The organism is Microbacterium sp. BLY (assembly GCF_017939615.1).
GTDB lineage: Bacteria > Actinomycetota > Actinomycetes > Actinomycetales > Microbacteriaceae > Microbacterium.
In genome coordinates this window covers 2,354,407-2,367,051 of sequence record NZ_JAGKSR010000001.1, presented here as the reverse complement: position 1 = coordinate 2,367,051, position 12,645 = coordinate 2,354,407, and the positions used below count along the sequence as shown (strand labels likewise).

Sequence of the window (12,645 nt, the reverse complement as noted above, 5' to 3'; positions counted from 1 at the left end):
CTGAGAGCGGCAGGCGCCGGGCACCGGCCCGATCAGGGAGAATGGAGAGGACGAGAGGACACTGATGATCGAACTGCGCACCCCTGCCGAGATCGATGAGATGCGCGCGGCAGGCCGGTTCGTCGCCGAGACGCTGGCGACCCTGCGCGACGAGACGAAGGTCGGCACCAACCTCCTGGCGATCGACCGCCGGGCCCACGACATGATCCGCAAGGCCGGCGCCGAGTCCTGCTACATCGACTACCACCCGTCGTTCGGGGCGAGCCCGTTCGGCAAGGTCATCTGCACCTCGGTGAACGACGCCGTCCTGCACGGCCTGCCCCACGACTACACGCTCAAGGACGGTGACCTCGTCACCCTCGACTTCGCTGTGTCGGTCGACGGCTGGGTCGCGGACTCCGCCGTCTCCTTCGTCGTGGGCACGCCGCGGGACGAGGACCTCCGCCTCATCGACACCACGGAGCGCGCGCTGGCGGCCGCGATCGAAAGCTCGGTGGTCGGCAAGCGCATCGGAGACATCTCGGCCGCGATCGCCGACGTCGCCCACGGCGAGGGCTATTCCATCAACACCGACTTCGGCGGCCACGGCGTGGGCCGCACGATGCACGGCGACCCCCACGTCGCGAACGACGGCCGTGCGGGCCGCGGTTTCCCGCTCCGTGCGGGGCTCGTCCTCGCCCTGGAGCCGTGGTTCCTCGCCACGACCGACGAGCTCGTCACCGACCCCGACGGATGGACGCTGCGCAGCGCCGACGGCTCCCGCGGAGCGCACTCGGAGCACACCATCGCCATCACCGACGACGGACCCATCATCCTGACGGATCGGTCGTTCCTCGGGGTGGACTGACCTCCGCTGCCGGGTCGGCGCGCTCCCAGGTCGCGACCGGCCCGGGGACGACGACGAACAGCGGGTGCGCGTGCGGGAGTGCCACGGCTTGATGTCGCACGAGCACTTCCGGACTGCGCTGGGCGAGCTTCGCCCGCAGGTGCTCCCACTCCCTCGCGAGCTGCCCCGTCGTGACCGGGATCGTGGGAACGGCCGACCCCGGCTGCCGGATCCGCGTGCGGTCGAAGCGGTAGCCCCGGGCGTCCGCCTCATCGGCGATGCCGCCGAGGTAGGTGCCCACTGCGGCCACCGGGTCGGTCACCGCTCGAAAGCGCTCGAGCTGCGGGTGCTGCCGATACCCTTTCGTCTCGTCGGCGAGAACAGCCTGTGCGAGGAGCGTCTCTCTCCAGCAGGCGACGAGCCCCTGACGGTCGAGGTACGCCGGGTGCAGCGACCAGATCCTCATACGCGGCGGTAGCGGAACACGTCGGTGAGGTGCGGGAGGTCGAACTCCGCCTTGCCGCGCGTCTCGTCCGCGCCGTCCAGCACCGTCTCCAGCGACGCCACCATCGCCGCGCGCTCCGCATCGTCCGCCACGAGGAAACTGCTGACGGTGCCCCACCGTCGCAGGTAGTCCTCCCGGGTGATCCGCTCCGTCCAGCGCACCTCCTCGTGCAGGTCCAGGACGAAGCCGGGGAGGTCCGTCGCCGATGCGGACGTGTCGTCATCCGCGCCGACCGCGGGGTGCGCCACCCGGTGGCAGGCGAGATCCCACGCGCACGCAGGGTCGGCGCGGTTCCAGAGAAGCCCGAGCGTGCCTCCGGGGACGAGCACGCGAGCGATCTCCGCGGACGCCGCCGCCCGGTCGAACCAGTGGAACGCCTGCGCGACGCTGACGACGTCGACGGAGCCGTCCGGCGCGGGGATGCTCTCCGCGGACCCCGACCGGGCGTCGACGGTCGGCAGGTTCCGCGCGAGCACGGCGAGCATCGGCGCGGAAGGCTCGACCGCGATCACCCGCGCCGCGCGACCGAGCAGCAGGCCCGTGAACTTGCCCGTGCCGGCTCCGAGGTCGAGGGCCGCGTCGACCGACTCGGGGATGATGACGTCGGCCGCGCGCTGCGGGAACCCTGGTCGGTACCGGTCGTACTCCTCGCCGATTCCTTCGAACGATCGTGCGCGCGTCACATCCACCATGTCACGACGCTAACAGCAGTCGTCGCGGTGGATGGTCCCTGCCGGGTCAGCCCTCAGTCCGCGTCAGGAAGCAGATCGGGGCGCCGCGACCGGGTGCGCACGAGTTGCTGCTCGCGCCGCCAGGCCGCGATCGCGCCGTGGTTGCCGCTGAGGAGCACATCGGGGACCGCGCGTTCCCGCCAGACCGACGGCTTGGTGTAGGACGGGTATTCGAGGAGGCCGTCCTCGTGCGACTCCTCGACCAGGCTCTCCGGATTGCCGACGACGCCCGGGATCAGACGCCCGATGGCCTCGATCATCGCCATCGTCGCCACCTCGCCGCCGTTGAGCACGTAGTCCCCGAGGCTCAGCAGCCGCACCTCCCCGCGCTCGGCCGCGTACTCGAAGACCCGCTCGTCGATGCCCTCGTAGCGGCCGCAGCCGAACACGAGGTGGTCTCGCCCTGCGAGCTCTCGCGCGGTCGCCTGGGTGAAGACCTCGCCCGCGGGCGACGGGAAGATGATGGTCGGCGCCGGGGCGGCGTCCGCCGTGAGCTCGTCGAGGGCGAGACCCCAGGGCTCGGGCTTCATGACCATGCCCGCTCCCCCGCCGTACGGGGTGTCATCGACGGTGCGGTGCCGGTCGTGCGTCCAATCGCGAAGATCGTGCACGCGGAGGTCGAGGAGACCCGATCCACGGGCCTTGCCGAGCAGCGAGAGGGTCAGGCCGTCGAAGTACGACGGGAAGATGGAGACGACGTCGATGCGCACGGAGGAACCGTACCAGCGGTCACTCGGCGGCGTCGGAGGGAGCGGCGTCGTCCTCCGACTCGGGCAGCTCCTCGAAGAGCCCGGCGGGCGGGGTAACGATGACGCGGCCGGCGGCGACGTCGACGGTCGGGACGATCGCTTCGACGAACGGCACCATGACCTCATCAGCCGCACCGGACGTCGACGGCTTCACGATCAGCAGATCCTGAGCCGGAAGATGCTCGACCCGCACGACCCGCCCGATGACGGTGTCATCGCGGACGACGTCGAGACCGACGAGCTGATGGTCGAACCAGGCGTTGTCCTCGACCTCGTCCTCGTCCTGGTCCATCCAGAGGATGGCGCGGACGAGGCTCTCGGCTGCGTTCCGGTCGTCCACGTCCTCGAAGAAGACGACGGGGTTGCCGTTCATCACCCGGTACTCCCGGACCGTGATGTCCTTGCCGTGCCACGGAGACGCCTCAGGCACCTGCAACGTGAACGCGGACCCCGGCACGAAGCGCCGCTCGGGGTTGTCGGTGTAGAGCTCCAGCTTGAGGGCTCCCTTGAGCCCGTGCGCCTTGACCAGCCGACCGACGCGCAGCTGGTTGCGGCCCTGGGTGCGGTCCTTCGACACCACGTCAGTCGTCCGCGACGTCGACGCGGACCCGACGCCCGTCGGCGAGAGCGCTGACGAGGGTGCGAAGGGCCTTGGCCGTGCGGCCGCCGCGCCCGATCACGCGTCCACGGTCGTCGGGGTGCACGCGCACCTCGAGGAGGTCGCCTCGCGGCGATGTGGACTCGTTGATGCGGACATCCTCCGGGTGATCGACGATCCCCTTGACGATGTGTTCGAGCGCGGCGGCGAGCACGATGAATTACTCGGCGTCGGCGGCGGGAGCCTCAGCGGCCTCCGCGTCGGCGTCGGCAGCGGGGGCCTCCGCAGCGGGGGCCTCCTCCTTCTTCTCCGCCTTGGGCTTGACGACGGACTTCTTGGACGCGTCGGCCTCGAAGGCGGCCTTGGGCTCGGCGACCTTGAGGGTGGACTTCGCGTCCTTGTCGCCCTTGAACTTGCCCCAGTCGCCGGTGATCTTGAGGATGGCGGCGACCTGCTCGGTCGGCTGCGCGCCGACGGAGAGCCAGTACTGCGCACGCTCGGAGTCGACCTCGATGAACGAGGGCTCCTCGGTGGGGTGGTACTTGCCGATCTCCTCGATCACACGACCGTCGCGCTTGGTGCGCGAGTCGGCGACGACGATGCGGTAGTAGGGCGCGCGGATCTTGCCCATGCGCTTGAGACGAATCTTGACAGCCACGATTCTCCTGAATGGTGTGGAAGGAAACGAACCGGTCGCCTGGAGCGTGGGGTGCACACCCGGCGGAAGCTCAAATGAGGAGGACGAGCGCTGGATAGAGGGTCGAGCACGTCGTCCGACCCTCTATTCTGCCAGATGCGCGCGCCCGGCGCGAAACCCGGCGACACGGCGTTGCGGAGTCTCCCCGGCACCGTGTCAGACTGTGCACGTGCAGCTCGACTTCGCCGCTTCGGCCCGCTCCACCGTCGGTCTCGAGTGGGAGATCATGCTCGCCGATCCCGAGACCGGTGATCTCGTCGGCCGCGCGCCCGAGCTCCTCGCCGCGCTCGAGGCGGAGAGCGAGGATGAACGCCACACCGTCACCGGCGAGCTCCTCACCAACACGATCGAGGTCACCAGCGGCATCGGCGACTCGGTCGCGCACGCTGTCGACGACATCGCGAACGCCATCGCCGCCGTGCGCGCGGCGACCGATCCCGCGGGCATCGAGCTCCTCTCCGCGGGCAGCCATCCGTTCGCGCAGTGGTACGACCAGGAGGTGACCGACAAGACCCGGTACCACACGCTCATCGAGCGCACCCAGTGGTGGGGACGCAACATGATGATCTGGGGGATCCACGTGCACGTCGGCATCGACGAGCAGCGCAAGGTCTTCCCCATCATCAACGCCCTGTCCGCGTACCTCCCGCACCTGCAGGCGCTCTCCGCGTCGAGCCCCTACTGGGCGGGAGAGCGCACCGGGTACGCCTCCAATCGCGCGCTCGTGTTCCAGCAGCTGCCCACCGCCGGCCTGCCCTGGCCGCTCCGCGACTGGTCGGAGTTCGAGCGGTACCTCGACGACATGGTGCGCACGGGCGTGATGGCCGACGCCACCGAGGTCCGGTGGGACATCCGTCCGGCTCCGCGCTGGGGCACCATCGAGGTCCGCGCCTGCGACGGGCTGTCCACCCTGTCGGAGATGGCCGCCGTCGCGGCGCTCGTGCAGGTCCTCGTCGAGCACTTCTCCCGTCTGCTGGACGAGGGGGCAGCACTGCCCGACCTGCCGGCATGGTTCCACCGCGAGAACAAGTGGCGGGCGGCCCGCTACGGGCTCGACGCCCGCGTCATCGTCGACACGATCGGCACCGAGCGCCCGGTGCGCGAGCACCTCACCGAGAAGATCGAGGAGCTCGCGCCGATCGCGGTCGAGCTCGGCTGCGTGCGCGAGTTCGGGAGCATCGCGACGATCCTCGAGGGCGGGGCGAGCTACGCGCGACAGCTCGCCGTCGCCGACGCGACCGGCGGGGATCTCCGCGCGGTCGTGCAGCATCTGATCCGCGAGTTCCGAACCGGCCCGCAGTCCTCGATCGAAGGCGAGTGACGCGGGGGCGACTCAGTCCTCGACGAGCCGTCGCGCGAGACCTTCGTCGAGCACGACGTCGGTGACCAGATCCGCGGCCATCGCCGCACGCAGGCTGGCGAGCTTCGGCACCCCCGACACCACGCACACACGCCGGGGCACCCGGCGCAGCCGGTCGAGCCCCGGTCCGGTCGCCCGGGCGTTGAGACGGATGTCGCGCCAGGAACCGTCCGCGCGGAAGAACACGGTGGCCACGTCTCCGATCGCCTGGTCCTCCCGCAGACTGCGGTAGTCCTCGCGCCCGAGGTAGCCGCCCACGTACACCCGGCTGGGCACCTCCGCCGCCGGCGAGCCGAGACTGAACACCGCTATGTCCATCTTCGCCTGGAGGTCCAGGACGCGTCGGGTGCTGCGCTCTCGCCACATAGCCTCCCTTGTCGCCGGGTCGTCGAAGAACGCCGGCACGGGGAACTGCTGCACCTGCGCACCGAAGGCGCTGCCGAAGCGCTGCAGGATGTCGCTGGAGTACTCGACGCCGCTGGTCTGGGTGTTGCCCGCCCCGTTGAGCTGCACGAACGTGGTGTTGTGCGTCTCCTTCTGGGTGAGACCGCGGCTGACGGCGCTGATGGTCGACCCCCAGGCCACACCGACGATCATGTTGGAGTCGACGAACTGCGACAGCAGGCGTCCGGCGGTCAGCGCCACCCGCTCGAGGCGCTCCACCTCGCTGACGATCTCCGCCATGGGCACCACATGAGCGACCACGCGATGCCGGTCGCGGATGCGCTGTTCGAGCATCCCCAGACGTTCCAGAGGCGAATTGATGCGGATGTCGACGAGGCCGCTCTCCCGCGCGAAGCTCAGCAGCCGCGACACCGACGATCGCGAGGTGCCGAGCTCCTGCGCGATGACCTCCATGGTCTTGTCCTGCATGTAGTAGAGCTGCGCGGCTGTGAGCGCGGCGATCAACTTGCCGTCGCGTGATTGCGCTCCGGATCCCGCCATGACGACCTCCTGTCCCTCGATCCTTGCACATATGTGCAGCCAGGTTGCGCGCGACGTCCCGGAGGTCGATGCTGGTGGCAAGCAAGGAAGAGAGGGTCGATGATGATCGATTCCACCCACACGTCCCCGGAGCGGGACGCGGTCCGCGCGCTCCGCGACTCCGGGCGCACCAGTGTCCTCGTCATCGGCGGCGGCATCAACGGCATCTCGACGTTCCGCGACCTCGCCCTCCAGGGCGTCGACGTCGTCCTCGTCGAGCGCGGCGACTTCGCCTCCGGCGCCTCCGCCGCGTCGAGCCACATGATCCACGGCGGCATCCGCTACCTCGAGAACGGCGAGTTCCGTCTCGTGCGCGAGTCCGTCGAGGAGCGCAACGGTCTGCTCAAGATCGCTCCGCACTACGTCAAGCCCCTCCAGACGACCATCCCGATCTACTCCACGTTCTCCGGGATCCTGTCCGCTCCGCTCCGCTTCCTCACCCACAAGAGCGGCAAGCCCAAGGAGCGCGGCGCGTTCCTCATCAAGGTCGGCCTCACGATCTACGACACCTTCTCGCGCGACGGCGGCACCGTTCCCCGCCACCGCTTCCTCGGACGGAAGAAGTCGCTCGCCGAGCTGCCCTCGCTCGACCCCAAGATCAAGTACACCGCGACGTACTACGACGCGTCGATGCACGATCCGGAGCGCCTGGCGCTGGACGTGCTGCAGGACGGCCGTGCGGCGCACCCCGGCGCCGTCGCCCTCAACTACGTCGAGGCGATCGGTCGCGACGGCGCGAAGGTCCTCCTCCGCGACCGCGAGAGCGGCACCGAGTTCGCGGTGACTGCGGATGTCGTCGTCAATGCCTCCGGTCCCTGGACCGACCTGACGAACGACGCGCTCGGCACCGACACGCACTTCATGGGCGGCACCAAGGGGTCGCACATCGTGCTCGACCACCCCGAGCTGCTCGAGGCCACGCGCGGCCGCGAGATCTTCTTCGAGCACTCCGACGGCCGCATCGTGCTGATCTACCCGCTCAAGGGCCGGGTCCTGGTCGGAACGACCGACATCGACGCGGACCCGCGCGAGGTCCCGGTGTGCACGGAGGAGGAAATCGACTACTTCTTCGACCTCATCCACCATGTGTTCCCCTCGATCGCCGTCACGCGCGAGCAGATCGTGTACAACTTCTCCGGCATCCGGCCGCTCCCCCGTCACGAGGACACCGCCCCGGGCTTCGTCTCGCGTGACTACCGCGTCGAGGTGGACCGTCAGGGCGCGGTCCCGCTGGTGAGCCTGGTCGGCGGCAAGTGGACCACGTTCCGCGCGCTCGGGGAATCGCTCTCCGACACCGTGCTCGGTCTCCTCGGCCGCAGCCGCACCGTCTCCACGGCGGGACGCGTGATCGGCGGAGGACGCGAGTTCCCGCGCACCGAGAAGGCGAAGCGCATCTGGATGCAGGAGAACCTCACGGGTGCCGGCGACCGGGCCGACCAGCTGCTCGCCCGCTACGGCACCAGGGCCGCCCAGGTCTGGGCGTACATCGAGCAGGGCGACGACGCGCCCCTCGCCGGCGGCGACCTGTCCACGCGCGAGCTCGAGTGGATGGTGGACGAGGAGATGGTCGCCCGACTGGAGGACGTCATCCTTCGCCGCACCAGCATCGCCTTCACCGGCGGCGCACGTGCCGAGGTGCTCGACGAGATCGCCGACGCGCTGGCCCCCCTCCTCGGGTGGGACCGCGAGCGTCATGACGCCGAGGTGGAGCAGACGCGTCTCCTGCTGAACGAGCGACACGGACTCCACATCCCGTCCCGCGCCCGCGGCTGACGGGGCTCCGACCACCGCGCCCTCCTCGCGGTGCTACCCCATAAGGGGTCGGGGCAGAGGGGCCCCGACCTGCAAGAAAGGTCAACGAAGACATGACTGACGTCAATCTCGGTCTCTACTTCCTCTCGGAGCTCGTGGGCACAGCGATGCTGGTCCTGCTCGGTTGCGGTGTGGTCGCGAACGTCGCCCTGGCGAAGAACAAGGGCTTCGGCGGCGGCTTCCTGATGGTCAACTGGGGATGGGGTCTGGCGGTGTTCGCGGGTGTGCTGGTCTCCGCGTACTCCGGCGCGATCCTGAACCCGGCCGTCGGCATCGGCCTCTTCGTCGCCGGCAAGATCTCGGTGGCGATGTTCCTCACGGCGACCGCCGCGGAGCTCGTCGGTGCGATCCTCGGTGCGATCGTCGTCTGGCTCGCCTACAAGCAGCACTTCGACGAGGAGCCGGAGGCCGCCAACAAGCTCGGCGTCTTCTCCACCGGCCCGGCGATCCGCTCCTACGGCTGGAACCTCGTCACCGAGATCATCGGAACCTTCGTCCTGGTGTTCGTCATCTTCGCGTTCGCGGACTACGGCGACATCGAGATCGGGACGCCCGGCGGCCTCGGCCCGCTCACCGCCCTGCCGGTGGCTCTGCTCGTGGTCGCGATCGGCGCCTCGCTCGGTGGTCCGACGGGATACGCCATCAACCCCGCCCGTGACCTCGGTCCCCGCATCGCGCACGCGATCCTCCCGATCAAGGGCAAGGGCTCCAGCGACTGGTCCTACTCGTGGGTGCCCGTCGTCGGTCCGCTCATCGGTGGTGTCATCGCCGCCCTCGCCGCCCCGGCCCTGCTCGGCCTCGCCGGCTGATCCCCCTCGACCACTCGGGAATTCAAAGGAGAACACATGGCTGACTACATCATCGCGATCGACCAGGGAACGACGTCGAGCCGCGCGATCATCTTCGACAAGAAGGGCAGCATCGTCGCCACCGGGCAGAAGGAGCACGAGCAGATCCTTCCCAAGGCCGGCTGGGTCGAGCACGACGCCGCCGAGATCTGGCGCAACGTCCAGGAGGTGATCGGCCTCGCCCTCGGTCGTGCCGATCTGACACGTCACGACATCGCCGCGGTGGGCATCACCAACCAGCGCGAGACCGCGGTCGTGTGGGACAAGACGACGGGCAAGCCGGTCTACAACGCCATCGTCTGGCAGGACACCCGCACGCAGGAGATCGTCAACCGCCTCGCGGGCGACGAGGGCGTCGACCGGTTCAAGTCGATCGTCGGCCTCCCCCTGGCCACCTACTTCTCCGGAACCAAGATCACCTGGATCCTGGAGAACGTCGAAGGCGCTCGGGAGAAGGCCGAGGCGGGCGATCTGCTCTTCGGCACCACCGACTCGTGGGTGCTGTGGAACCTCACCGGCGGCATCGACGGGGGCGTGCACGCGACCGACGTCACCAACGCCTCGCGCACGATGTTCATGGACCTCGAGACGCTGGAGTGGCGCGACGACATCCTCGAAGCGTTCGGCGTGCCGCGCTCGATGATGCCGGAGATCCGCTCCTCCTCCGAGGTGTACGGCGCCGCCGAGAGCTCGTCGCTGCTGCGCGAGACGCCGATCGCCGGCATCCTCGGCGACCAGCAGGCGGCGACGTTCGGCCAGGCGGCCTTCCAGAAGGGCGAGAGCAAGAACACCTACGGCACGGGCTGCTTCCTCATCTTCAACACGGGCGAGGAGATCGTCCGCTCGAAGAACGGGCTGCTCACCACCGTCGGCTACAAGCTCGGCGACCAGCCCACGCACTACGCGCTGGAGGGATCGATCGCGGTCACCGGATCGCTCATCCAGTGGCTGCGCGACCAGCTCGGCATCATCTCCTCCGCCCCCGAGGTCGAGGAGCTGGCCGAGAAGGTCGAGGACAACGGCGGCGTGTACATCGTCCCGGCGTTCTCCGGTCTCTTCGCGCCGTACTGGCGTCCGGATGCCCGCGGAGCGATCGTCGGCCTCACCCGCTACGCGAACAAGAACCACATCGCGCGCGCCGCCCTGGAGGCCGTGGCCTTCCAGACCCGCGACGTGCTCGACGCGGTCAACGCGGACGCCGGCGTGGACCTCACCGAGCTCAAGGTCGACGGCGGCATGGTCGCCAACGACGCGCTCATGCAGTTCCAGGCCGACATCCTCGGTGTGCCGGTCGTGCGCCCGGTGGTGGCGGAGACCACGGCGCTCGGGGCGGCCTACGCCGCCGGTCTCGCTGTCGGCTTCTGGAGCGGTCTCGACGACCTCTCCGCGAACTGGCAGGAGGACCGCCGCTGGGAGCCGTCGCTCGACGACGCCGAGCGCGACCGTCAGCTGCGCCTGTGGCGCAAGGCCGTCACCAAGTCGATGGACTGGGTCGACGACGACGTGCGCTGATCACCGTATGACGTGGCGGGTCCGGGTTCTCCCCGGGCCCGCTTCGTCGTCTCCGGTTCGACCCCTGCCGACTCGCCTGCACGATCCAGATCCGGTGGCCCGCCCGTTCCGGGGGTTCCGTCGTGCAGTCGTCCGCACGTCGTGCAGGCGGAACGTGGCTCAGGAGGCCGCCGCCACGATGTCGAGGAAGGCGCGTGCCGCGCTGCGCGGTGCGGCGGCGTCCCAGGCCAGGTGTTCGACGCGGACAGGGCCGTCCTGCACCGCCACGGTGTCCACGATCTCCCGGCACCCGCGCACCACCCCGGGCGCAAGCAGCGTGACCGCGAGGCCCGCAGCGACCAGGCCGATCAGGCTCGCGGCCGTGTCGGATTCGAAGGCCACGTCCCGCCGGACCCGTGCCGTCAGGAACGCCCCGTCGCTCTGCGCTCGCCCCGACGTGCCGGCGGGGAAGTCGGCGAAAGGGGAATCCGCGAGGTCGCTGAGCCGCACGACCCGCTTCGCCCCGAGGTGATGCCCGCGGGGCACCACGCCCACCAGCGGCTCGCGGGACAACGGACGGGAGGCCACCCCCTCAGGCTCCGCGCCCTCCCGAAGCCCGAGGAATGCGACATCCAGATCGCCCTGTCGGATCGCGGCCGCGAGTGAATCGCTGTTCCCCTCGCGGAGCTCCACGCGCGCAGCCGGATGCGCGGCGCGATAGGCCACGAGGAGTGCGGGGACGTCGACAGCCGTCACCGTGGGGATGATGCCCAGTCGCAGTGTTCCCACCACCTCACCGCTCGCCGCCGCCGCATCCTCCCGTGCCTGATCTGCCGCGCGGACCGCCAGACGGGCAGAGCGGAGGAAAGCCTCACCGGACTCGGTCGCGCGGACGCTGCGACTGGTGCGCGCGAACAGCCGCACGCCCAACTCGCGTTCGAGAGCGGCGACCTGGTGACTGAGTGCGGATTGGGTGACGTGACAGCGGTCCGCCGCGCGGGTGAACGACCCCGTGTCCTTCACCGCGACGACGTACCGGAGTTGCTGGAGTTCCATGCACCCATGATCTCGCTTCATGGATTACGTGACAACAATGCGTTGGACTCATGATGACGAGCGTCGCAGGCTGGAAGCATGAACCGCCTCACGCTCACCCTCGTCACGGCTCTGGCTCCTGCGGCGTGGGGCACGACCTACCTGGTCACGACGGAGCTGCTCCCCGCCGGGCATCCGCTCCTCGCCGGCCTCCTCCGCTCGCTGCCCGCGGGTCTCCTCGCGGTGCTGCTCGCCCGCCGTCTGCCGCACGGAGCCTGGTGGGGCAAGGTTCTCGTGCTCGGTGCCCTCAACATCGGCGCGTTCTTCCCGCTGCTGTTCCTCGCGGCCGAACGCCTCCCCGGCGGGGTGGCCGCCGCCGTCGCCGGAGCGCAGCCGCTGATCGTGTTGGGCCTCGGGGCGCTCGTCCTCGGGGAACGCATCCGACCGGCGTCCGCCGCGGCAGCCGTGGTCGGAGCGGGCGGCGTCGCCCTCGTCGTCCTCGGCCCCGCAGCGGCGCTGGATCTCTGTGGCCTCATCGCGGCCCTGGGCGGTGTGACCGCCACCGGCCTCGGGATGATCCTCACCAAGCGCTGGGGACGCCCCTCCGGTGTCGGCCCCGTGGCCTACGCGGGCTGGCAGCTCACCGCGGGAGGGCTGCTGCTCCTCCCCCTCACCTTCGCTGTCGAGGGCCCGCCGCCTGCCCTCGACGCGGGTGCGCTCTTCGGCTACCTCTGGCTCGCGACCGCGGGAGGGATCATCGCCTACACGCTGTGGTTCCGCGGCATCCAGCGCCTGCCGGTGATCGTGCCCGGTCTCCTTGCACTGCTCTCGCCGGTCGTCGCGACGCTGCTCGGCGTCCTCGTCGCCGGCGAGAGCTTCACCCCGGTCCAGGTGGCGGGCATCGTGATCACACTCGCCGCCCTCATCGGCGGGCAGTTCGCGGCACGGCCGCGAGGCACGCCCGCGACCACGGCCGATCCTTCGGCCGCGCCGGTCGCCGTGCGCTGAG

At 69.9% G+C, this 12,645-nt stretch carries 14 protein-coding genes; 6 read left to right on the top strand and 8 right to left on the bottom strand.

The genetic code is table 11. From position 1 onward, the window contains the following. The first annotated feature begins 64 nt into the window (after window positions 1–64). Window positions 65–847 (top strand): type I methionyl aminopeptidase, encoded by a 783-nt coding sequence (gene map / locus KAF39_RS11585; RefSeq protein WP_210677387.1) that lies wholly within the window; start codon window positions 65–67, stop codon window positions 845–847. Here the strand turns inward: map and KAF39_RS11580 are convergent. From KAF39_RS11580 to rpsP, 6 genes are read right to left on the bottom strand one after another with little or no spacing between them, the layout of a single operon-like run. Continuing rightward, window positions 810–1,292, bottom strand: a complete 483-nt coding sequence (locus tag KAF39_RS11580) for a pyrimidine dimer DNA glycosylase/endonuclease V (protein ID WP_210677386.1) — start codon at window positions 1,290–1,292, stop codon at window positions 810–812. The genes map and KAF39_RS11580 overlap by 38 nt on opposite strands. Further along, a complete protein-coding gene (locus tag KAF39_RS11575; RefSeq protein ID WP_210677385.1) occupies window positions 1,289–2,023 on the bottom strand; it encodes a class I SAM-dependent methyltransferase in 735 nt (244 codons plus the stop codon). The genes KAF39_RS11580 and KAF39_RS11575 overlap by 4 nt, the downstream gene beginning before the upstream one ends. Window positions 2,024–2,076: 53 nt before the next feature. Beyond that, entirely contained in the window at window positions 2,077–2,772 is a 696-nt protein-coding gene (gene trmD, locus KAF39_RS11570) for a tRNA (guanosine(37)-N1)-methyltransferase TrmD (RefSeq protein ID WP_210677384.1), read from the bottom strand. Window positions 2,773–2,791: 19 nt separating this feature from the next. After that, window positions 2,792–3,391 (bottom strand): ribosome maturation factor RimM, encoded by a 600-nt coding sequence (gene rimM / locus KAF39_RS11565; RefSeq protein ID WP_210677383.1) that lies wholly within the window; start codon window positions 3,389–3,391, stop codon window positions 2,792–2,794. 1 nt (window position 3,392) lies between these two features. After that, entirely contained in the window at window positions 3,393–3,623 is a 231-nt protein-coding gene (locus tag KAF39_RS11560; RefSeq protein ID WP_017830729.1) for an RNA-binding protein, read from the bottom strand. Between the two features lie 6 nt (window positions 3,624–3,629). Then, window positions 3,630–4,067 carry a 30S ribosomal protein S16 gene (gene rpsP, locus KAF39_RS11555; RefSeq protein ID WP_210677382.1) on the bottom strand — a complete coding sequence of 146 codons (438 nt, stop codon included), beginning with the start codon at window positions 4,065–4,067 and terminating at the stop codon, window positions 3,630–3,632. Between the two features lie 208 nt (window positions 4,068–4,275). Between rpsP and KAF39_RS11550 the strand changes: the two genes are divergently transcribed. Beyond that, window positions 4,276–5,427: a glutamate--cysteine ligase gene (locus tag KAF39_RS11550; protein ID WP_210677381.1), complete on the top strand. Its 1,152-nt coding sequence runs from the start codon at window positions 4,276–4,278 to the stop codon at window positions 5,425–5,427. 12 nt (window positions 5,428–5,439) lie between these two features. On the opposite strand, the gene KAF39_RS11545 is transcribed toward KAF39_RS11550, so the two are convergent. After that, window positions 5,440–6,411, bottom strand: coding sequence for a sugar-binding transcriptional regulator (locus KAF39_RS11545; protein ID WP_210677380.1), 972 nt, complete (start codon window positions 6,409–6,411; stop codon window positions 5,440–5,442). 102 nt (window positions 6,412–6,513) lie between these two features. Between KAF39_RS11545 and KAF39_RS11540 the strand changes: the two genes are divergently transcribed. The 3 genes from KAF39_RS11540 (at window position 6,514) to glpK (ending at window position 10,622) form a co-directional block, all read left to right on the top strand. Beyond that, window positions 6,514–8,223, top strand: a complete 1,710-nt coding sequence (locus KAF39_RS11540) for a glycerol-3-phosphate dehydrogenase/oxidase (protein ID WP_210677379.1) — start codon at window positions 6,514–6,516, stop codon at window positions 8,221–8,223. Window positions 8,224–8,315: 92 nt separating this feature from the next. Further along, a complete protein-coding gene (locus KAF39_RS11535; protein ID WP_210677378.1) occupies window positions 8,316–9,071 on the top strand; it encodes an MIP/aquaporin family protein in 756 nt (251 codons plus the stop codon). Between the two features lie 36 nt (window positions 9,072–9,107). After that, a complete protein-coding gene (gene glpK / locus KAF39_RS11530; RefSeq protein ID WP_210677377.1) occupies window positions 9,108–10,622 on the top strand; it encodes a glycerol kinase GlpK in 1,515 nt (504 codons plus the stop codon). Between the two features lie 159 nt (window positions 10,623–10,781). Here the strand turns inward: glpK and KAF39_RS11525 are convergent, their stop codons facing one another. Further along, window positions 10,782–11,657 carry a LysR family transcriptional regulator gene (locus KAF39_RS11525; protein ID WP_210677376.1) on the bottom strand — a complete coding sequence of 292 codons (876 nt, stop codon included), beginning with the start codon at window positions 11,655–11,657 and terminating at the stop codon, window positions 10,782–10,784. Window positions 11,658–11,735: 78 nt separating this feature from the next. On the opposite strand from KAF39_RS11525, the gene KAF39_RS11520 reads away from it, so the two are divergent. Beyond that, window positions 11,736–12,644 carry an EamA family transporter gene (locus KAF39_RS11520; protein WP_210677375.1) on the top strand — a complete coding sequence of 303 codons (909 nt, stop codon included), beginning with the start codon at window positions 11,736–11,738 and terminating at the stop codon, window positions 12,642–12,644. The last annotated feature ends 1 nt before the right edge of the window (window position 12,645 follow it).